Here is a 19,669-nt window from a genome sequence, read left to right as displayed (position 1 = left end):
GCGATGCGCCGACGTACCTTCCTTGCCGTTTCATCGGCAGGCGCCCTGCTGGGCGCCACCGGCAACGCCCGGGCGGGCGCCTTTCCCGACCGGCCCGTGAAGCTGGTCGTGCCCTGGGCCGCGGGCGGCAGCACCGATGCCATCGCACGCGCCATGGCGCAGCGCATGAGCCAGACGCTGGGCCAGTCGGTGATCGTCGACAACCGGCCGGGCGCGGCCGGCCAGATCGGTACCGACGCCGCTGCCAAGGCGCCGCCCGACGGCTACACGCTGGTCATCGTCGAGCTGCCGCATGCCATCGCGCCGGCCGTGACCGCGAAGCTGCCCTACGACCTGCTGCGCGACTTCACGCCGGTGACCATGATCGGCACCTCGCCGCTGGTGCTGTTCGCGGGCATGGACGAGGGCAGCAAGGACTTCCGCGGCTTCATGAAGACGGCCGCCGCGAGCGCCGCGCCGCCCGCGATCGCGCACAGCGGCGCGGGCACCGTGAGCCATCTCGCGGGCGAGCTGCTGGCGCAGCGCTCGAGGATCCGTTTCAACATGGTCCCGTACCGCGGCTCGGCGCCCGCGCTCACCGATGTGGCCGCGGGCACGGTGGCCGGCCATTTCGCGACCCTGGCCAGCGGCTCGAGCCTGGTGGGCGCGCGCCGCATCCGGCCGCTGCTGGTGGCGAGCACGAAGCGCGTGGACATCCCGGGCCTGCAGGGCGTGCCCGCGCTCGCCGAGAGCGGCCTCGCGGGCATGGAGATCGACCAGTGGTGGGCGCTGGTCGCGCCCGCCACCACGCCGCTCGAGGTGGTCGAGAAGCTGCGCGCCGAGGCCGTCGCGGCGCTGGCCCATGCCTCGGTGAAGGAGCGCATGTCGGCGCTCGGCGTGCAGCTGCGCGGCTCGACCACCGGCGAGCTGCGTGCCTTCATGCGCGCCGAGGCCGAGCGCTGGCAGCGCGTGGCGCGCGAGATCGGGCTGCAGCCGCAGTAAGCCGCGCGAACTCCTAGCGGGCGTCGCTGTAGACGGTGGCGCGCGACACGCCCATGTGCGCGGCCGCGATCTCGGCGCCGCGGCGGATCTCGAGAAAGCCTTCCTTCTTCAGTTCCTGCACCAGCTGCTTGCGGTCGGCCGGCTTGAGCGAGCGCGGCGTGGTCGCGCGCGCGGCCGCGAAGGCGTCGATGCGCGCATGGATGCGTTCCGACTGACCGCTGCCTGGCTCGAGGTGCTCGCGCACCTCGCTGTCGTCGATGCGCGTGAACTGCGACATCGCGCTCTGGAAGCTCTGGAACAGGGTCAGGTCCACGTTCAGGCACAGCGCGGCCACGTACTCGCCGTGCTCGTCCTTGATGCCGATCGAGGTGCTCTTGACCTTGCGGCCGTCGGGAAAGGCATTGGCGTAGTTCGCGATCACGGCCGGGAATTCGGGATCGCGGATGCGCGCGAGCCCGAGCTCGGTGACCGACTGGCCGACCTGCCGGCCGCTCAGGCCGTTCTCGATCGCATGGATCGCGTTCTCGGGATTGCGCAGGTCGTGCACCACCACCTCGCAGAAGGGCGCGAAGGTCTGGCCCAGGCCCTCGGCGATGTGGTCGAGCATCTCGAGCAGGTGCTTGTCGGACTTCTTCTTCATGCGGGTGAATGTATCCAGGTCTGGACGAAGCATCCAAACCGCGCGCTAAAACTGTACAAAAAGTACATTAATGGATATATTGTCTGGAACCGCGGTGCCCTCCGGCGGCCGCCTTCGCGGGCGGCGCGCCGACTTCCCTCTTTCTTTCTCTGCTCGGAGAAACCCATGAAGAAGATCCGTCTGGCGTTCCCTGTCCTCGTCCTCTCGCTGCTGGCCGCCGGTGCCGGCCCGGCCTCGGCCGACACCCTGCGCAAGCTCGCCGACAGCGGCCGCATCGCGATGGGCGTGCGCGACTCGGGCGCGCCGCTGTCCTATGCGCTGGGCGCGGGCCGCTACACCGGCTACCACGTCGAGCTCTGCGAGCGCGTGATCGCCGGCCTGCGCGAGGCGCAGCGGCTGCCCGCGCTGGCCATCGACTATCAGCCCGTGACCTCGTCGAACCGCATTCCGCTGGTGCGCAACGGCACGGTCGACCTCGAGTGCGGCACCACCACCAACAACGCGGCGCGCCAGAAGGAGGTGGCGTTCGCGCTCACCACCTATGTCACCGAGGTGCGGCTCGCGGTGGCCGCGAAGTCGGGCATCGCCTCGATCGCGCAACTGCAGGGCAGGACGGTGGTCGTGACCTCGGGCTCGAGCGCGGTGAAGACCGCGCGGCTGCACAGGAAGGCGGCCGGCGTCGAGTTCCAGGAGGTCTACGGCAAGGACACGGGCGACAGCTTCCTCATGCTGCAGACCGGCCGCGCCGACGCCTGGATCGACGACGACAACATCCTCGCCGGCAACATCGCGAGCGCGCGCACGCCGGGCGACTTCCGCGTCGCGGGCGAGACCTTCGCGGTGGAGCCGATCGCGATCATGCTGCGGCGCGACGACCCGGCCTTCAAGGCCGCGGTCGATGCCCAGCTGCGCCGGCTGATGGCCGACGGCGAGCTCGCGAAGCTCTACGACAAGTGGTTCGTGCAGCCGATCCCGCCGCGCAACGCGGCGCTGAACCTGCCGATGAGCGCCGCGCTGCGCCAGGCGATCGCGGCGCCGAACGACAACCCCTCCGAGGCCTACCAGGCCCGCTGAACCCATTCGATTCGATTCATCAAGCAACGAAGGACCAGATCCATGCCGAACACCCCGCACTACGTCGACCCCCGCACCGGCCGCACCCATGGCCTGCTCGAGCGCCGCTGGCGCTCCGACGACGGCCATCCGATGATGATCACGCCGCTGCCCGGCATCTCGCGCGACGACATCGACACGCGCGTGCGCTCGCTGTGGCGCTACCGCGCGGCGCTGCCGGTGGCGATCGAGCGGCCCGCGAGCCTGGGCGAGGGCTGCACGCCGCTGGTGCAGAAGCGCTGGGGCGGGCTCGAGCCCTTCTTCAAGCTCGAGTGGTTCAACCCGACCTGCAGCTTCAAGGACCGCGGCGCGGCCGTGATGATGTCCTTCCTGCGCCAGATCGGCGTGGACGCGGTGCTCGAGGACAGCTCGGGCAACGGCGGCGCCGCGATCGCCGCCTCCGGTGCCGCGGCGGGCCTGCGCGTGAAAGTGCTCGCGCCCGCCTACACGCCCGCGCCCAAGGTGGCGCAGATTCGTGCCTTCGGCGCCGAGGTGCAGCTCGTGCCCGGCCCGCGCGAGGCCTCGGAGGAGGAGGCGGTGCGCCAGTCCGGCGAGATCTTCTACGCCAGCCACAACTGGCACCCCTTCTTCCTGCAGGGCACGAAGACGCTGGCCTACGAGCTCTGGGAGGACCTGGGCTTCGAGGCGCCCGACAACGTGATCATCCCGGCCGGCGCGGGCAGCAACGTGCTGGGCTGCCACATCGGATTCAATGAATTGCTCGCGGCCGGGCAGATCCGTCGGCTGCCGCGCATCTTCGTCGCGCAGCCGCTGAACTGCTCGCCGATCGATGCGAGCTTCACGGTCGGCGTAGACACGCTGGTCGAGCGCGCGGTGGCGCCGACCATCGCCGAGGGCACGGCGATCAAGCGGCCGGTGCGGCTGCGCGAGATCCTGCAGGCGTTGCGCGAGACGCGCGGCGGCACGGTGGCGCTGACCGAGGAACAGATCGCGGCGGCCGTGCGGCGGCTGGCGGCGACGGGGCTCTATGCCGAGCCGACCTCCTCGTCGGCCGCTGCCGCCATCGAGGTGCTGGAACAGCGCGGCGAGATCCGCGCGGGCGAGAAGACGGTGGTGCTGCTGACGGGCACGGGGCTGAAGTCGACGCAGTTCATGACCGAGCTGTTCGGCGGCGCGGCCGGCTGATCGATCGGGTGCCCCGCGCGCAGCGGGGCGCTCTGCCGCTCGACCGTTTTACCAGCCGTGCAGCCGCGGCCAGGCCCGCAGGCTGCCGTCCTGCGCGAGTGCCTGGTATTCGGGGAACTGGGCACCGGTCGCGCAGGCATGGTTGGGCAGGATGCGCAGCCGCGTGCCGATCGGGAAGCGTTCGACGATGTCCGCGGCCGTGCCGTCCGCCAGCGACAGGATGCCGTGCTCCTGGTTCGCGCCGCTCAGCACATAGCCTTCGATCACGCGGCCCTCGAGGTCGCAGGCCTGGCCGTAGCCGAAGTCGTGCTTCTGCTTCGCGGTGCCGCGGTCGCGGCTCATCGCCATCCAGCCCGCGTCGAGGATGGCCCAGCCCTTCTCGGCCTGGTGGCCGATGACGGTGGCCAGCACGCTCAGCGCGATGTCCTCGGGCGCGCAGACGCCGATGTTGTGCATCACGAGGTCGAAGAACACGTAGACGCCGGCGCGCACCTCGGTCACGCCGTCGAGCCGCGCGGCCGACAGCGCGGTGGGCGTGGAGCCCACGCTGACCACCGCGCAGGGCAGGCCGGCCGCGCGCAGCCGCTCGGCGGCCTGCACGCAGCCCGCGCGTTCCTGCTCGGCCATGGCCGCGAGTGCCTCGGGCGTGTCGAGCTCGTAGCTCGAGCCCGCATGCGTGAGCACGCCCGCGAGCCGCATGCCGCCGTCGTGCAGCACGCGCCCGACCTCGAGCAGCGCGGCCTCGCCGGGCTTGATGCCCGAGCGGTGGCCGTCGGTGTCGATCTCGATCAGCACCTCGAAGGCCTCGCCCTGCGCGCGGCCGAAATCGGCGATGGCGCGGGCCGAGGCCAGGCTGTCCGTGATGATCTTCAGCCGGCAGCCCGCGCGCCGCAGCGCGAGCGCCTGCGGCAGCTTGGCCGCGGCCATGCCCACCGCGTAGAGGATGTCGTCGATGCCGTCGGCATGGAACTGCGCCGCCTCCTTGAGCGTGGAGACGGTGATGCCCTGCGCGCCCGCCGCGAGCTGCGCCTGCGCGACCGGCGTGCACTTGCTGGTCTTCACGTGCGGACGGAAGCGCACGCCCAGCGCGTCCATGCGCTCTTGCATGCGCGCGATGTTGCGCTGCATGCGCGGCAGGTCGATCAGGGCGGCGGGGGTGTCGAGCTCGGCGAGGGAGGGGGTGGTGGTCATGGCGGGGAGGGACGAGGAGGGAATTACCAGGGCCAGGCGATGCGCGTGCCGGTGCCGGTCGCGGCCGCGCGCCGCTGCAGCATGCGCGCCACGGTCAGGTCCTGCAGCGCGAGGCCGGTCATGTCGAACACGGTGATGTCGTCGGCGGCGCGTTCGAAGGCCGCGCGGCCCGAGAGCAGGTCGCCGAGCTCGATGCTGGCGGTGTCGGGTGCCCACTGGGTCTCGCCGATCTGCCGTGCCTGCACGCGGTCGTCGACGACGAGGCGCACGCGCGGCAGCAGGCCGTCGGGCAGCTCGCGCTTGCCGCGCGTGTCGGCGCCCACGCAGTTCAGATGGGTGCCGGGTTGCACGGCCTCCAGGTCGAACAGCGCGCCGGCGCCGGGCGTGGCGGTGATCACGAGGTCGCTGTGGGCCACGGCCTCGTGGCGGTCGGCTGCCGGCGCTATCGCGCAGCGCGCGGCGAAGGCGGCCTCGAAGTTGGCGTCGCGCCCGCCGCGGGCGCTCACATAGCGCACCTCGGCCAGCGCGGGCAGGGTGCGCAGCGCGAAATCGAGCTGTACCCGCGCCTGCACGCCGGTGCCGAAGACGCAGGCGCGCGTGCTGTTGGGCCGCGCGAGCGTGCGCAGGCCCAGCGCGCCGGCCGCGCCGGTGCGCAGCGTGGTGACCGCGTTGCCGTCGATCAGGCACTGCGGCCGGCCGGTCAGCGGGTCGATCAGCAGGATCGTGGCCTGGTGGGGCTCGCCGCCGCGCGCGCGGTTGGCCGGCCAGAAGCCCGCGGCCTTGAAGCCCAGCAGCCCCTGCGCGGGCACGTCGCCCGACTTGATGCCGAACACGCCGCCGCTGGCCAGCGGCTCGCGCACCACCGGAAACACCCGGCCCTCGCGCGCGCTGTGCAGCACGAAGGCCTCGCGCACGGCCTCGAGCACGTCCTCGGGAGCGAGCAGGGCGTCGACCTGGTGCCGGTCGAGCAGCAGCAGCGAGGCGTCGGCGGGCGACGATGGAGTTTCATTCATCTGGAAATATTATCCAATTCCAGACGAAAAGTAAAATGCAAGGAAGGCGGCCGGCCGCCGCGGGCTTCAGCGTCCGGTCTGTACCTTGATGCGGATGCTGCGGATCTCCCAGCCGCGGTTGCGCAGCCGGGTCACGAGCATCGGTGCCAGCTGGCGCAGCTTGGCGGCCGCGGCGCTGCCCTTGACCAGCAGGCACCATTCGTCGCCCTCGGCCGGACCGGCCTGGATGGCGGGGCGCATCAGCGGCGGGATCAATTCCTCGACCGCGCGCAGCCGGTCGCCGGCGTCGCGCGCACGGGCGATCAGGCTCGCCAGCGTGGGCGAATCCTCGGCCGCCTGCTGCAGCGTGAACGGGGGCGTGGAACGGCGATTCATTCGTAATTCTGTGGGTGAAACAAGACAGCTAAAATGCCTGGTTTGCCGGCGGTCCCGCCGGGAAAATCGTTCAAACCCGATAACCCGACTACCCGATAACCGGCACGGGCTTCCGGCTTCGAAGGCTTGCTTTTGAAGGCGGTGCGCCCAACTGCTCTCACCATATCTTAGGGAATCCGGTCGCAGTGCCTGTCGTGTCAGGTGCCCGCCCACCTCCACCCATGGCCACCAACTTCCTGACCCAGATCTTCGGCAGTCGCAACGATCGGCTGCTCAAGCAGTACCGCAAGACGGTGGCGCGCATCAACGCGCTCGAACCCGAATTCGAAAAACTGAGCGACGACGCGCTGCGCGCCAAGACCCAGGAATTCAAGGACCGCATCGCCAAGGGCGAGAGCCTCGACGACCTGCTGCCCGAAGCCTTCGCCACCGTGCGCGAGGGCTCCAAGCGCGTGATGAAGATGCGCCACTTCGACGTCCAGCTGCTCGGCGGCATGGCGCTGCACAACGGCAAGATCTCCGAAATGCGCACCGGCGAAGGCAAGACGCTGACCGCCACGCTGCCGGTGTACCTGAACGCGCTGTCGGGCCAGGGCGTGCACGTGGTGACGGTCAACGACTACCTGGCCAACCGCGACGCGACCTGGATGGGCCGCCTCTACAACTTCCTCGGCCTCACGGTCGGCATCAACCTGCCGCAGATGCCGCGCGAGGAGAAGCAGGCCGCCTACGGCAGCGACATCACCTACGGCACCAACAACGAGTACGGCTTCGACTACCTGCGCGACAACATGGTCTACGAGCCCGGCGACCGGGTTCAGCGCAAGCTGAACTACGCGATCGTCGACGAGGTGGACTCGATCCTGATCGACGAGGCCCGCACGCCGCTGATCATCAGCGGCCAGGCCGAGGACCACACCGACCTGTACCTCGCGATCAACAAGGTGGTGCCGCTGCTCAAGAAGCAGGAAGGCGAAGCCGACCCGCGCACCGGCGAGGGCGTCACGGTGCCCGGCGACTTCACGGTCGACGAGAAGACGCACCAGGTGTTCCTGACCGAGGACGGCCACGAGAACGCCGAGCGCATCCTCGGCGAATTCAAGCTGCTGCCCGAGGGCGCCTCGCTCTACGACCCGGCCAACATCACGCTGATGCACCACCTGAACGCGGCGCTGCGCGCCCGTCACCTCTACCACCGCGACCAGCACTACGTGGTGCAGCAGGGCGAGGTGGTGATCGTCGACGAGTTCACCGGCCGCCTGATGACCGGGCGCCGCTGGAGCGACGGCCTGCACCAGGCCGTGGAAGCCAAGGAAGGCGTGGAGATCCAGGCCGAGAACCAGACCCTGGCCTCGATCACCTTCCAGAACTACTTCCGCCTGTACGGCAAGCTCGCCGGCATGACCGGCACGGCCGACACCGAGGCCTACGAATTCCAGGAGATCTACGGCCTGGAAACCATGATCATCCCGCCGAACCGCGTGAGCAAGCGCGACGACCAGCTCGACCGCGTCTACAAGACCACGCGCGAGAAGTACGAGGCGGCGATCCAGGACATCCGCGAGTGCTACGAGCGCGGCCAGCCGGTGCTGGTGGGCACCTCCTCGATCGAGAACTCCGAGATCATCGACGGCCTGCTCACGCAGGCGGGCCTGCCGCACCAGGTGCTCAACGCCAAGCAGCATGCGCGCGAGGCCGACATCGTGGCGCAGGCCGGCCGCACCAAGATGATCACGATCGCGACCAACATGGCCGGCCGCGGTACCGACATCGTGCTGGGCGGCAACATCGAGAAGATGATCGAGGCGGTCGAGGCCGACGAGGGCCGCGACGAGGCCGCGAAGAAGGCCGACATCGAGCACATCCGCGCCGAGTGGAACAACGACCACGAGTTCGTGAAGTCGCTCGGCGGCCTGCGCATCATCGCCACCGAGCGCCACGAGTCGCGCCGCATCGACAACCAACTGCGCGGCCGTTCGGGCCGCCAGGGCGACCCGGGCTCCTCGCGCTTCTACCTGAGCCTGGACGATCCGCTGATGCGCATCTTCGCGGGCGACCGCGTGAAGGCGATCATGGACCGCCTGAAGATGCCCGACGGCGAAGCCATCGAGGCCGGCATCGTCACGCGCAGCATCGAGAGCGCGCAGCGCAAGGTCGAGGCGCGCAACTTCGACATCCGCAAGCAGCTGCTCGAGTACGACGACGTGTCGAACGACCAGCGCAAGGTGATCTACCAGCAGCGCAACGACATCCTCGACGCCGGCGACCTCGGCGCCCAGATCGCGGCGCTGCGCGAAGGCTGCTTCACCGACCTGGTGCGCCAGTACGTGCCGGCCGAGTCGGTGGAAGAGCAGTGGGACATCCCGGCGCTCGAGCAGGCCCTGTTCAACGAGTGGGGCATCGACATGCCGCTCGCGAAGATCGTCGAGGGCTCCGAGGCCATCTCCGACGAGGACATCGTCGAGAAGGTGGTGCAGGCCGCCAACGAGACCTTCGACGCCAAGGTCGCGCTGATCGGCGCCGAGAACTTCACGCAGTTCGAGCGCATGGTGCTGCTGCAGAGCATCGACACCCACTGGCGCGAGCACCTGGCCTCGCTCGACTACCTGCGCCAGGGCATCCACCTGCGCGGCTATGCGCAGAAGCAGCCCAAGCAGGAATACAAGCGCGAGGCCTTCGAGCTGTTCGGCCAGTTGCTCGACTCGGTCAAGAACGAGGTCACGCGCCAGCTCATGACGGTGCGCGTGCAGTCGAGCGAGCAGCTCGACCAGGCGGCCGAGGCGATGGAGAACCGCGGCGAGAACGTCTCGAACATCACCTATTCGGCGCCCACCGAGACCGGCGAGGTCGAGGTGCGCGTCGACGAGGAAAGCCAGCGCCGCATCGCGGCCGCGGGCCTGGGCACGCTGAGCGCCGAGGCGGCCGCCTTCGCGCGCGTCGGCCGCAACGACCCGTGCCCCTGCGGCAGTGGCAAGAAATATAAACATTGCCACGGCAAACTCAGCTGACCCGCAACTCCGAAGAGATACCGCCATGCCCGTGAACCTGTCCGCTCCCGATCCCGCCGCCTTGTTCGCGGTCCCCGGCGTCCGCATCGGCGTGGCCGAAGCGGGCGTGCGCAAGGCCAACCGCAAGGACCTGACGGTCGTGCTGATCGACGAAGGCGCCGCGGTCGGCGGCGTGTTCACGCAGAACCGCTTCTGCGCCGCGCCGGTGCAGGTCTGCCGCGACCACCTCGCGGCCGGCCACGGCATCCGCGCGATGCTGATCAACACCGGCAATGCCAACGCCGGCACCGGCGAGGACGGCCTGGCGCGCACCCGCGCCACCTGCATCGCGCTGGCGCGCCAGCTCGACCTGGCGCCCGAGCAGATCCTGCCGTTCTCGACCGGCGTGATCATGGAGCCGCTGCCGATCGACCGCATCGAGGCCGGCCTGCCCGCCGCGCTGGCCGATGCCGCCGATAACCACTGGGCCCGTGCCGCCGAAGGCATCATGACCACCGACACCGTGCCCAAGGCCTTCAGCCGCCAGGTGCGGATCGGCGGCGCCACGGTCAGCGTCACCGGCATCAGCAAGGGCGCCGGCATGATCCGCCCGAACATGGCGACCATGCTGGGCTTCATGGCCACCGACGCGAAGATCGACCCGGCGCTGATCCAGCCGCTGGCCAAGCAGCTGGCCGACGCTTCGTTCAACCGCGTGACCATCGACGGCGACACCTCGACCAACGATTCCTTCGTGGTCATCGCCACGCAGAAGGCCGCGCACGCGACCATCACCTCGCTCGATTCGGCCGAGGGTCAGGCGCTCGTGGCCGCGATGCAGGACGTGGCGCGCCTGCTCGCGCAGGCCATCGTGCGCGACGGCGAAGGCGCGACCAAGTTCATCGCGGTGCAGATCGACGGCGGGCGCGATGCCGCCGAATGCCGCCAGGTGGCCTATGCGATCGCGCATTCGCCGCTGGTCAAGACCGCCTTCTATGCCAGCGACCCGAACCTCGGCCGCATCCTCGCGGCCGTGGGCTACGCGGGCATCGCCGACCTCGACCAGACCGGCATCGACCTGTTCCTCGACGACGTGCACGTGGCGGTCAAGGGCGGCCGCAACCCGGCCTACCGCGAGGAGGACGGCCAGCGCGTGATGAAGCAAAGCGAGATCACGGTGCGCGTGAACCTCGGCCGCGGCAATGCCAGCGAAACCGTCTGGACCTGCGACTTCAGCCACGACTACGTGTCGATCAACGCCGACTACAGGTCCTGATTTTTCGATGAACGAGCAGTTCCAGAGACTGATCGAGCGCGCCGAGCAGCTCATCAACCGCATCGAATCGATCCTGCCCCAGCCGCTGGCCGAGCCGGCCGACTGGAACGCTTCCATTGCCTGGCGCTACCGCCGCCGCAGCTCGGGCCACGGCGTGCTCGAGCCGGTCAGGCACGTGGCCGCGATGGCGCTCGATTCGCTCAAGGAAATCGACGTCCAGAAGGACAAGATCGAGCGCAACACGCGCCAGTTCGTCGAGGGCAAGCCGGCCAACAACGTGCTGCTGACGGGCGCGCGCGGCACCGGCAAGTCCTCGCTGATCCGCGCCTGCCTGCAGGCCTACGCGCCGCAGGGCCTGCGCCTGATCGAGGTCGACAAGGCCGAGCTCACCGACCTGCCCGACATCGTCGAGGTGGTGTCGCAGCGGCCCGAGAAGTTCATCGTCTTCAGCGACGACCTGAGCTTCGACGAGGGCGAGCCGGGCTACAAGGCGCTCAAGTCGATCCTCGACGGCTCGGTCGCCGCGGCCACGCCCAATGTGCTGATCTACGCGACCAGCAACCGGCGCCATCTGCTGCCCGAGTACATGAAGGACAACCTCAGCTACACCCACACCGAAGATGGCGAGGTCCATCCGGGCGAGGTGATCGAGGAGAAGATCTCGCTGTCGGAGCGCTTCGGCCTCTGGGTCAGCTTCTACCCGTTCAGCCAGAACGAGTACCTCACCATCGTGGCCCAGTGGCTGTCCTCGTTCGGTGTCGATGCCGCCGCGATCGAGGCCGCGCGGCCCGAGGCGCTGGTCTGGGCGCTCGAGCGCGGTTCGCGCAGTGGTCGCGTGGCCTACCAGTTCGCGCGCGATTACGCGGGACGGGCCGGCGCATGAGCACGGAGCCGGGTCAGCCGCGCAAGCACACCGAGGTCGCGGTCGGCGTGCTGATCCGCACGGCCGACGATGCGCTGCTGCTGTCGACCCGTCCGCCCGGCAAGCCCTATGCGGGCTACTGGGAGTTTCCGGGCGGCAAGATCGAGGCCGGCGAGACGGTCGAGCAGGCGCTGCGTCGCGAGCTGCAGGAAGAGCTCGGCATCACCATCGACGGCGCCACGGTCTGGAAGGTGACCGAGCACGACTACCCGCATGCGCTGGTGCGCCTGCACTGGTGCAAGGTCACGGCCTGGCACGGCGACTTCGAGATGCGCGAAGGCCAGCAGATGGCCTGGCAGCACCTGCCGCTGGACGTGGCGCCGGTGCTGCCCGGCGCGCTGCCAGTGCTCGAATGGCTGGTGCAGGAGCGCGGCCTGCCCGCGTCGGCGGCCCAGGCCGTATCGACCCTGGCCTGAGTGCCGCGGCGTGGCGATGCCTGCGCCGCCCCCAGGACCCCGGCGGCGCGCGCCGCGGGCCTGAGCGAAGAACGAACAAGAGACGGATGCATCCCAAGTACCGCCCCGACATCGATGGCCTGCGCGCCGTGGCCGTGGCCTCGGTGGTGGTGTACCACGCCTTTCCGAAGGCGCTGCCCGGCGGTTTCGTGGGGGTGGACCTCTTCTTCGTGATCTCGGGCTTCCTGATCACGACCATCATTCTCCAAAGCCAGGCCGCGGGCGACTTCAGCTACCGCGACTTCTACGCACGGCGCGTGCGGCGCATCTTCCCGGCGCTGATGCTGGTGCTGGCGGCGACCCTGGCCTTCGGCTGGTACGTGCTGCTGAACCGCGAGTTCGTGGAGCTGGGCAAGCAGGCCGCGGGCGGGGCGGCCTTCATCGCTAACTTCGTGTTCTGGGGCGAGGCGGGGTACTTCGACACGGCGGCGGAGACCAAGCCGCTGCTGCACCTGTGGTCGCTGGGGATCGAGGAGCAGTTCTACATCTTCTGGCCGCCGCTCCTGGCGCTGGCGTGGCGTCGGCGCTGGCCGATGCTGCGCGTGCTGTGGGCGCTGGCGGTGGTGTCGTTCCTGATCAACGTGCTGACGATCCATCCGTTTCGCACGGCGGCGTTCTACTCGCCGCTGTCGCGCTTCTGGGAGCTGATGGCGGGCGGGATCCTGGCGTGCATGCGGTTGAGGGATGCCGGGGTGACGAAGCCCGCGTGGCGCAGCCATGTGCAGTCGGTGCTGGGGGTGGGGCTGATCGTGCTGGCGCTGACGACGATCCGCGCGGACAAGGCGTTTCCGGGCTGGTGGGCGCTGCTGCCGGTGCTGGGTGCGGCGAGCTGCATCGCGGCGGGGCCGCAGGGGGTGCTCAATCGGTACCTGCTGTCGAACCCGTTGATGGTGGGCATCGGGCTGATCAGCTATCCGCTGTACCTGTGGCATTGGCCGCTGTTGTCCTATGCGCGCATCGTGCAGGGCGCGGCGCCGTCGGCGGCCCTGAGCGCCGCGATGGTCGCCGCCAGCGTGGTGCTGGCCTGGCTCACCTACCGCACGGTGGAACGCGCGGTCCGGGTGCGCACGGGACCCGCTACGCTGCGCGTGCTGGGCGGCAGCGCCGCCGCGGTGATCGCCGTGGCGGTCGCGGTGCAACTGGGCCTGCCCGCGCCGCGGCACGACGACCCGATGCTGCAGACGCTGAGCAATGCCTCCTCGGATGGCGAGTACTACGCGGGGCTCGCCTCCGAGACGCTCGACGGCAACTTCGTGCGCCGCGCGGGCGAGGGCGCGCGCAAGGTGCTCGTGATCGGCGACAGCCACATCTCGCAGTACGCGCCGCGCGCGCGCGCACTGGCACAGCGTTCGCCCGAGACCATGTCCACCACCTACTTCTTCGAATACCCGGCCTGCGCGCCGGTGCCGGGCATGATGGTGCCGATCAATCCGGGCTGCGCGCCGCGGCGTGCGCAGATGCTCGAGGCGGCCTTCGATCCGAAGATCGACGCCGTGGTGGTCGGTGCCTGCTGGAACTGCTACTTCACCGGCAACTTCTACATGCCCTACGTGTTCGAGGACGGCACTTCGGCGCTGGCGATCAACGACGGCGGGCCCGGCATCGAGCCGGCGCTGGCATCGTTGCAGAAGCTGCTGGGCGAACTCGCGCGCCACAAGAAGGTCTACCTGCTGCTGGACAACCCGATGGGCAGCGATTTCGAGCCGGGCCGCATGATCTCGGGCAGCCGCCTGGGCACGCTGAGCGTGCTGGCGATGGCCGGCACGGCGGTACAGCCACCCGGGCAGGCCCGGCTGAACGAGCGGCTGCTGGCGATCGCGGCGGCGAGCGGTGCCGAGCCGATCGACGCGGCCGGTCGCTTGTGCCGCGAGGGCCGGTGCCTGCGCACCATGCCCGACGGCGGACCGGCCTATCTCGACAACAACCATCTGCGTCCGGCCTACATCCGTGACCACGCGAGCTACGTCGACACGGCGTTTCTCGCACCCGCGCCGCCGCGCGCGGGCAATTGAAAGGACTGCCGAAAGGCGCAGCGATGCATCCCAAGTACCGCCCCGACATCGATGGCCTGCGCGCCGTGGCCGTGGCCTCGGTGGTGGTGTACCACGCCTTTCCGAAGGCGCTGCCCGGCGGTTTCGTGGGGGTGGACCTCTTCTTCGTGATCTCGGGCTTCCTGATCACGACCATCATTCTCCAAAGCCAGGCCGCGGGCGACTTCAGCTACCGCGACTTCTACGCACGGCGCGTGCGGCGCATCTTCCCGGCGCTGATGCTGGTGCTGGCGGCGACCCTGGCCTTCGGCTGGTACGTGCTGCTGAACCGCGAGTTCGTGGAGCTGGGCAAGCAGGCCGCGGGCGGGGCGGCCTTCATCGCTAACTTCGTGTTCTGGGGCGAGGCGGGGTACTTCGACACGGCGGCGGAGACCAAGCCGCTGCTGCACCTGTGGTCGCTGGGGATCGAGGAGCAGTTCTACATCTTCTGGCCGCCGCTCCTGGCGCTGGCGTGGCGCCGGCGCTGGCCGATGCTGCGCGTGCTGTGGGCGCTGGCGGTGGTGTCGTTCCTGATCAACGTGCTGACGATCCATCCGTTTCGCACGGCGGCGTTCTATTCGCCGCTGTCGCGCTTCTGGGAGCTGATGGCGGGCGGGATCCTGGCGTGCATGCGGTTGAGGGATGCCGGGGTGACGAAGCCCGCGTGGCGCAGCCATGTGCAGTCGGTGCTGGGGGTGGGGCTGATCGTGCTGGCGCTGACGACGATCCGCGCGGACAAGGCGTTTCCGGGCTGGTGGGCGCTGCTGCCGGTGCTGGGTGCGGCGAGCTGCATCGCGGCGGGGCCGCAGGGGGTGTTGAACCGCTACCTGCTGTCGAATCCGCTGATGGTGGGCATCGGGCTGATCAGCTATCCGTTGTACCTGTGGCATTGGCCGCTGCTGGTGTACCCGCGCATCCTCAATGGCGGCTGGGAGCCCTCGGCGGGCGTGCGCACCGGCGCGGTGGTCGCGGCGGTGCTGCTGGCCTGGCTGACCTACCGCTTTCTCGAACGCTTCACGCGCACCCGCGCGGGCGCGCCGCTCTTGCGCGGGCTGGTCGGCATCGGCTGCGCGATCGTGCTGGCCGGCGCGATGGTGGTGGCCGGCCTGCCGGCGCGCAACGGCGGCGAGATGCTGCAGAAGGTGACCGACGCGACCGTGGACGACGGCTACTACGACGGCTTCACGCCCGAGAAGGTGGGCCCGCACCTGGTCTACCGGGTCGGCCGCGGCGAGCGCAAGGTGCTCTTGATCGGCGACAGCCACATGCAGCAGTACGGGCCGCGCGCCAAGGCGCTCGAGCGCCTGGCACCCGAGCGCATGGCGACCGCCTACTTCTACACCTGGGGCGCCTGCGCGCCGATTCCCGGCATGTTCGCCGAGGGCAACCCGGCCTGCGGCGAACAGCGCGACGGCATGCTGGAGCTCGCGCGCGCGCCGCAGATCGACACCGTGGTGTTCGGCGGCTGCTGGAACTGCTACTTCAGCGGCGATTTCCCGCTGGCCTACGAGTACCGCGAGGGCCGCGCGGTCTACCCGGTGAACAACGGCGGGCCCGGTATCGCGCCGGCGCTCTCGATGCTGGGCCACACCATGGCCGAACTCGTGAAGCAGGGCAAGAAGGTCTACCTGCTGCTCGACAACCCGAGCGGCATGGACTTCCAGCCGCAGCGCATGATCGCGGGCAGCCGGCTCGGCACGATGACGGTGGTGCTCGATTCGCCGACGGCCCCGGTGCCCGCGGCGCAGGCCGAGCTCAATGCGCGGCTGCGGCAGATCGCGCTGGACAGCGGTGCGCAGGTGGTCGAACCGATGGCCTCGCTGTGCAAGGACGGCCAGTGCCTGCGCGTGACGGCCGACGGCAAGCCGGTCTACAAGGACGGCGAACATCTGCGGCCCGTGTACACGCGAGCGCACGCGGACTACGTCGACAGGATCTTTCTCGGGGAAGCGCCGCCCGCGGGCGGCAGGTAGCGCAACCCACGGATTTCCGTGGAGCGTGCTACTGCTGCGCCTTCGGATCGCCGAAGGGCTCGTCGTCGGGCGGGGCCTCGGCCGGCATCCTGAACTCCTCGCTGGCCCAGGCACCGAGGTCGATGCCCTTGCAGCGCGCGCTGCAGAAGGGGCGGTAGGGGTTGCGTTCCGAATAGACGCTGTCGCCGCCGCAGGTCGGGCAGCGGACGATGCGTTCGCCCTTGCGGGCCTCGATGCGCTCTTCGCCGGTCATGCGCACAGGGTGAGTTCGAACGGGGTGTCGTCGCTGCTCTGGTGGAGGCGGTCGTCGCTCTCGTGGCGCATGAGCCGCACCGAGACCATGAGCCGGTTGCCGCTGATCTCGGGGATCAGGCCGAGCTTGGGGTCGATGCGCAGGCGCAGCAGCTGGAAGCTGCGGCCCTGCGGCAGGTTCTGCTGGAACTGCCCGTTGGTGGCGATGACCTTGTAGGGCACGTCGGCATCGCGCAAGAGCTTGAGCAGCAGGTAGATCGATTCGGCCAGCGGTGCCAGCGTGCCCGACCAGCGCTCGAGGTCGGCGCGCCGGCTCTGGGTGCTGCGGTGCTGCCAGGCGTAGTAGGCGGGCAGGTCGAATTCGCAGGTGCCGCCCGGAATGCTCGCGCGGCTGCGGATGCTCATGAGCCACTCGTTCTCGGTCAGCGACTGGCCGGCCTTGCCCGCGATGCCGTTGAGCGTGTTGAAGTTGCGCTCGAGCTGCGCCACCACCTGGTCGAGCGCGGCTTCCGAGATGTTCGGATTGCCGCGGTAGGCGTTGAAGGCGGACTTGTGCTTCTCGAGGTCGCGCATGACGTCGGCCTTGAGGTCCGCACGCGCGGCCACGTCCATGATCTCGAAGATGGTGACGAGCGCGAAGTGGTGGGACAGGGGCGACTCGGCAGGCACCAGCTCGCCGAGGCGGCGAAACAGGTGCTCCAGTCGCAGATAGGTCCGGATGCGCTCGTTGAAGGGGTACTCGTAGAGGATCACGCGGGCTCGGTCTCCTGACGAGGCGATGATAGCCTCATGGCGTGCGTGACGGGGGCTGAGGCACGATCTTGCGCACCTCGCCGAGCATCAGCTCGCCAAGCGCGAGCTGGCCGTGCATCGACAGATGGGTGTCGTTGGGGAAGTAGAAGTCGCGGATCTGGGTCTTCTTTTCCTGCGCGAAGGCGAACAGGTCGGGGCCCAGGCCCGAGGTCCTGAAGGCCTCGACGAAGGCCTTCGAGTGCGAGGGATCGATGTAGGTGGTGGTCTTGTTGGGGATCACCATCCAGAGCATCGGGAACGCGGTCTGCGACTTCGTGAAGGCCTGCATCGCGGCCACGTCCGCGGCCGGCAGCTCGCCGTTCTCGTCGTCCTCGCCGAAGAACAGGGCCTTGTTGCACAGGCGGTGGCTGAACATGTCGCAACCATTGACCACCGTGCGCGCCTTGGTGCGGTCGGTGGAGACGGTGTCGGCCGTGGTCGCCTTGGCGGCGCGCGTGTACTTGAGCGTGTCCAGGCCCGAGGTCAGCTTGGCGCCCCAGTTGAGCGCGAAGCCGGGCACGTGCTCGAGCGGCACCGCGAAGGGCTCGGTGCGCGCGGCGAAGGGCCGCTTCATCGTCTCGCAGCTGCGCGTGTAGCGCATGCGCTCCTGCAGGATGCGCTCCACGCTCTCGACGATCACGAGCTTGCCCTTGAAGCCGGCGCGCGCGAGCCAGGCGTCGAAGTCGCCGCACAGGCGCTCGTCGAACTGCCCCCAGAAAGCCGTGGTGACCTTGTAGCCGGCCTTGACCAGCACCGACTGCCAGCGGTGCGTCATCGAGAAGCTGTCGCCGATCACGACGATGTCGGCCTGGTCGAGCGGCACGGCATGCAGGTATTCGGGTGCGACCTTGGGCGGCTCCTGGGTCCAGCCGAACTCGCGGTCGGACATCAGGCCGATGCGGCTCAGGTCGCCGTAGGGAATGGGCGTCGCGAGCGTGAGCACCAGCAGCGACGAGATGACGAGGAATCCGGCCACGAAGATCCGCAGCCACAGTTTTGCGGGCGTCATGTCAGAACTGGAAATAGAGGAAGGGGCTGTAGGTGCCCAGCTTCGAGATGCAGATGCCGAGCAGCGTCACGGTGAAGACCGCCATCGCGGCCGTGAACAGCTTGCTGAGCGCGGGACGGCCGGCCAACGCCGCGGCCTGCGGAACCCAGCGCTGCAGCGTGATGGTGGGCGGCAGCGCGAGGCAGATGACCATCGCCACGAGCATGGTCTGGAAGAACTCTGGCTTGCGGTAGGGCACCGCGAGGAATTCGCGGAATGCGGTGCCGGGCGCGCCATGCAGGCCCAGCATGCCGCGGTAGATGTCCATGGCGGCGTGCAGGCTCTCGGCGCGGAACATCACCCAGGCGATCATCACGCACAGGAAGGTCAGGAACCAGCCGAAGACGCGGCCGGCGATGCCCGACGGGCCCTTGCGGAAGGTGGTGGTCCAGACGTGGTTGATCATCAGGAAGATGCCGTGCAGCGCGCCCCAGATCACGAAGGTCCAGGCCGCGCCGTGCCACAGGCCGCCGAGCACCATCGTGAGGAACAGGTTCACGTGGCGGCGCTTCGGGCCCTTGCGGTTGCCGCCCAGCGGGATGTAGAGGTAGTCGCGCAGGAAGGTCGACAGCGAGATGTGCCAGCGGCGCCAGAACTCGATGATGTTGGTCGACTTGTAGGGCGAGTTGAAGTTCAGCGGCAGCTGCACGCCCAGGCACAGCGACAGGCCGACCGCCATGTCGGAGTAGCCCGAGAAGTCGAAGTAGATCTGCAGCGTGTAGGCGAGCACGCCGAACCAAGCGGTGTAGAGCGTGGGCTCGATGCCGTTGTGCACGCCATTGAAGACCAGGTCGGCGTACTGGCCCATCGGGTCGGCGATCAAGAGCTTCTTGGCCAGGCCGAAGGTGAAGATGGCCAGGCCGAGCGCGATCTTGTTGGGGTCGGCGCGGTAGGTCGCCGGGTTGGCGAACTGCGGCATCATCTGCGCGTGGTGCAGCACCGGGCCAGCGATCAGATGCGGGAAGTAGGTGACGAACAGCACGTAGTGGATGAAGCTGCGCTCGTGCACCTTGCCCTGCCAGCAGTCGACCAGGAAGGCGATCTGCGTGAAGGTATAGAACGAGATGCCGATCGGCAGCACGATGTGCAGCAGCGGGATCGGCGCGAGGCCCGCGGCGCTCAGGCCGTCGTTGACGTTCGAGACGAAGAAGTTGGCGTACTTGAAGACCGCGAGCACCACCAGGTTGACCGTGAGCGCCGTGATCAGCAAGGTCTTGCGCCGGCGGTCGTCGCGCCCCGGGGCCGGCGTCAGGCGCAGGCCGAACCAGTAGTTGACGCAGATCGAGGCCAGCAGCAGCGGCAGCGCCTGCACGCTCCACCAGCCGTAGAAGAACAGCGAGGCCAGCGCAAGAAATCCGGCCGCGGCCCGGATGTTGCGTTTGCCGATCAGGAAGAACCCGAGCAGCACCAGTGGGAAGTAGACAAAGATGAAGGGGTACGAGTTGAACAGCATCTCGAAAGGAGGCGCTGCAGCG

General features: G+C 69.1%; 17 protein-coding genes. 9 read left to right on the top strand and 8 right to left on the bottom strand.

The features are described 5' to 3' along the window. Nucleotides 1–3: 3 nt before the first annotated feature. Nucleotides 4–981, top strand: coding sequence for a Bug family tripartite tricarboxylate transporter substrate binding protein (locus AC1HIL_RS30480; protein ID WP_479670730.1), 978 nt, complete (start codon nucleotides 4–6; stop codon nucleotides 979–981). A 13-nt stretch (nucleotides 982–994) separates the two neighbouring features. Here AC1HIL_RS30480 and AC1HIL_RS30475 read toward each other — a convergent pair whose 3' ends face one another. Continuing rightward, on the bottom strand, nucleotides 995–1,621 hold the full coding sequence (locus AC1HIL_RS30475; RefSeq protein WP_093341052.1) for a helix-turn-helix transcriptional regulator: 627 nt from the start codon (nucleotides 1,619–1,621) through the stop codon (nucleotides 995–997). Between the two features lie 165 nt (nucleotides 1,622–1,786). On the opposite strand from AC1HIL_RS30475, the gene AC1HIL_RS30470 reads away from it, so the two are divergent. Beyond that, a complete protein-coding gene (locus AC1HIL_RS30470; RefSeq protein WP_479670729.1) occupies nucleotides 1,787–2,695 on the top strand; it encodes an amino acid ABC transporter substrate-binding protein in 909 nt (302 codons plus the stop codon). Between the two features lie 42 nt (nucleotides 2,696–2,737). Continuing rightward, nucleotides 2,738–3,880 carry a threonine synthase gene (locus tag AC1HIL_RS30465; RefSeq protein WP_479670728.1) on the top strand — a complete coding sequence of 381 codons (1,143 nt, stop codon included), beginning with the start codon at nucleotides 2,738–2,740 and terminating at the stop codon, nucleotides 3,878–3,880. Between the two features lie 48 nt (nucleotides 3,881–3,928). Here AC1HIL_RS30465 and AC1HIL_RS30460 read toward each other — a convergent pair whose 3' ends face one another. From AC1HIL_RS30460 to AC1HIL_RS30450, 3 genes are all read right to left on the bottom strand, one after another. After that, nucleotides 3,929–5,071 (bottom strand): DSD1 family PLP-dependent enzyme, encoded by a 1,143-nt coding sequence (locus AC1HIL_RS30460; RefSeq protein WP_422096020.1) that lies wholly within the window; start codon nucleotides 5,069–5,071, stop codon nucleotides 3,929–3,931. A gap of 23 nt (nucleotides 5,072–5,094) precedes the next feature. Further along, nucleotides 5,095–6,084, bottom strand: coding sequence for an ornithine cyclodeaminase family protein (locus tag AC1HIL_RS30455; protein WP_479670727.1), 990 nt, complete (start codon nucleotides 6,082–6,084; stop codon nucleotides 5,095–5,097). A gap of 66 nt (nucleotides 6,085–6,150) precedes the next feature. Beyond that, the gene (locus AC1HIL_RS30450; protein ID WP_057592112.1) at nucleotides 6,151–6,459 is read right to left on the bottom strand and encodes a hypothetical protein; all 309 of its coding nucleotides are present in this window, start codon (nucleotides 6,457–6,459) and stop codon (nucleotides 6,151–6,153) included. Between the two features lie 221 nt (nucleotides 6,460–6,680). On the opposite strand from AC1HIL_RS30450, the gene secA reads away from it, so the two are divergent. From secA to AC1HIL_RS30420, 6 genes are all read left to right on the top strand, one after another. Next, nucleotides 6,681–9,467: a preprotein translocase subunit SecA gene (gene secA / locus AC1HIL_RS30445; protein ID WP_261214034.1), complete on the top strand. Its 2,787-nt coding sequence runs from the start codon at nucleotides 6,681–6,683 to the stop codon at nucleotides 9,465–9,467. 25 nt (nucleotides 9,468–9,492) lie between these two features. Next, nucleotides 9,493–10,722 (top strand): bifunctional glutamate N-acetyltransferase/amino-acid acetyltransferase ArgJ, encoded by a 1,230-nt coding sequence (gene argJ / locus AC1HIL_RS30440; RefSeq protein ID WP_413762464.1) that lies wholly within the window; start codon nucleotides 9,493–9,495, stop codon nucleotides 10,720–10,722. Between the two features lie 7 nt (nucleotides 10,723–10,729). Continuing rightward, nucleotides 10,730–11,605, top strand: coding sequence for an ATP-binding protein (locus AC1HIL_RS30435; RefSeq protein ID WP_057592109.1), 876 nt, complete (start codon nucleotides 10,730–10,732; stop codon nucleotides 11,603–11,605). Continuing rightward, entirely contained in the window at nucleotides 11,602–12,060 is a 459-nt protein-coding gene (locus AC1HIL_RS30430) for an NUDIX domain-containing protein (RefSeq protein ID WP_057592108.1), read from the top strand. The genes AC1HIL_RS30435 and AC1HIL_RS30430 overlap by 4 nt, the downstream gene beginning before the upstream one ends. Before the next feature lie 86 nt (nucleotides 12,061–12,146). Then, entirely contained in the window at nucleotides 12,147–14,111 is a 1,965-nt protein-coding gene (locus AC1HIL_RS30425; RefSeq protein WP_479670726.1) for an acyltransferase family protein, read from the top strand. Between the two features lie 23 nt (nucleotides 14,112–14,134). After that, nucleotides 14,135–16,102: an acyltransferase family protein gene (locus tag AC1HIL_RS30420; RefSeq protein ID WP_479670725.1), complete on the top strand. Its 1,968-nt coding sequence runs from the start codon at nucleotides 14,135–14,137 to the stop codon at nucleotides 16,100–16,102. A gap of 28 nt (nucleotides 16,103–16,130) precedes the next feature. On the opposite strand, the gene AC1HIL_RS30415 is transcribed toward AC1HIL_RS30420, so the two are convergent. The 4 genes from AC1HIL_RS30415 to AC1HIL_RS30400 are packed head-to-tail and all read right to left on the bottom strand — an operon-like array spanning nucleotide 16,131 to nucleotide 19,647. Further along, nucleotides 16,131–16,355 (bottom strand): DNA gyrase inhibitor YacG, encoded by a 225-nt coding sequence (locus tag AC1HIL_RS30415; RefSeq protein WP_057592105.1) that lies wholly within the window; start codon nucleotides 16,353–16,355, stop codon nucleotides 16,131–16,133. Continuing rightward, on the bottom strand, nucleotides 16,352–17,107 hold the full coding sequence (gene zapD / locus AC1HIL_RS30410; protein ID WP_057592104.1) for a cell division protein ZapD: 756 nt from the start codon (nucleotides 17,105–17,107) through the stop codon (nucleotides 16,352–16,354). Before zapD ends, AC1HIL_RS30415 begins: the two co-directional genes overlap by 4 nt. A gap of 34 nt (nucleotides 17,108–17,141) precedes the next feature. Continuing rightward, on the bottom strand, nucleotides 17,142–18,155 hold the full coding sequence (locus AC1HIL_RS30405; RefSeq protein ID WP_479670724.1) for a hypothetical protein: 1,014 nt from the start codon (nucleotides 18,153–18,155) through the stop codon (nucleotides 17,142–17,144). A 1-nt stretch (nucleotide 18,156) separates the two neighbouring features. Then, nucleotides 18,157–19,647 carry an MBOAT family O-acyltransferase gene (locus tag AC1HIL_RS30400; RefSeq protein WP_057592102.1) on the bottom strand — a complete coding sequence of 497 codons (1,491 nt, stop codon included), beginning with the start codon at nucleotides 19,645–19,647 and terminating at the stop codon, nucleotides 18,157–18,159. Nucleotides 19,648–19,669: the final 22 nt, after the last annotated feature.

It is taken from the genome of Variovorax sp. ISS6, from assembly GCF_056523145.1.
The sequence above is the reverse complement of the archived record's forward strand: the minus strand, read 5'-3'. Positions and strand labels throughout refer to the sequence as shown.

What these genes read in the sequence shown, in the direction of transcription:
- AC1HIL_RS30435 (WP_057592109.1), top strand. Translation starts at nt 10,730, where the DNA reads ATGAACGAGCAGTTCCAGAGACTGATCGAGCGCGCCGAGCAGCTCATC.
- AC1HIL_RS30425 (WP_479670726.1), top strand. Translation starts at nt 12,147, where the DNA reads ATGCATCCCAAGTACCGCCCCGACATCGATGGCCTGCGCGCCGTGGCC.
- AC1HIL_RS30455 (WP_479670727.1), bottom strand. Translation starts at nt 6,084, where the DNA reads ATGAATGAAACTCCATCGTCGCCCGCCGACGCCTCGCTGCTGCTGCTC.
- AC1HIL_RS30480 (WP_479670730.1), top strand. Translation starts at nt 4, where the DNA reads ATGCGCCGACGTACCTTCCTTGCCGTTTCATCGGCAGGCGCCCTGCTG.
- AC1HIL_RS30420 (WP_479670725.1), top strand. Translation starts at nt 14,135, where the DNA reads ATGCATCCCAAGTACCGCCCCGACATCGATGGCCTGCGCGCCGTGGCC.
- AC1HIL_RS30405 (WP_479670724.1), bottom strand. Translation starts at nt 18,155, where the DNA reads ATGACGCCCGCAAAACTGTGGCTGCGGATCTTCGTGGCCGGATTCCTC.
- argJ (WP_413762464.1), top strand. Translation starts at nt 9,493, where the DNA reads ATGCCCGTGAACCTGTCCGCTCCCGATCCCGCCGCCTTGTTCGCGGTC.
- AC1HIL_RS30465 (WP_479670728.1), top strand. Translation starts at nt 2,738, where the DNA reads ATGCCGAACACCCCGCACTACGTCGACCCCCGCACCGGCCGCACCCAT.
- AC1HIL_RS30415 (WP_057592105.1), bottom strand. Translation starts at nt 16,355, where the DNA reads ATGACCGGCGAAGAGCGCATCGAGGCCCGCAAGGGCGAACGCATCGTC.
- AC1HIL_RS30430 (WP_057592108.1), top strand. Translation starts at nt 11,602, where the DNA reads ATGAGCACGGAGCCGGGTCAGCCGCGCAAGCACACCGAGGTCGCGGTC.
- secA (WP_261214034.1), top strand. Translation starts at nt 6,681, where the DNA reads ATGGCCACCAACTTCCTGACCCAGATCTTCGGCAGTCGCAACGATCGG.
- AC1HIL_RS30400 (WP_057592102.1), bottom strand. Translation starts at nt 19,647, where the DNA reads ATGCTGTTCAACTCGTACCCCTTCATCTTTGTCTACTTCCCACTGGTG.
- AC1HIL_RS30470 (WP_479670729.1), top strand. Translation starts at nt 1,787, where the DNA reads ATGAAGAAGATCCGTCTGGCGTTCCCTGTCCTCGTCCTCTCGCTGCTG.
- AC1HIL_RS30475 (WP_093341052.1), bottom strand. Translation starts at nt 1,621, where the DNA reads ATGAAGAAGAAGTCCGACAAGCACCTGCTCGAGATGCTCGACCACATC.
- AC1HIL_RS30450 (WP_057592112.1), bottom strand. Translation starts at nt 6,459, where the DNA reads ATGAATCGCCGTTCCACGCCCCCGTTCACGCTGCAGCAGGCGGCCGAG.
- AC1HIL_RS30460 (WP_422096020.1), bottom strand. Translation starts at nt 5,071, where the DNA reads ATGACCACCACCCCCTCCCTCGCCGAGCTCGACACCCCCGCCGCCCTG.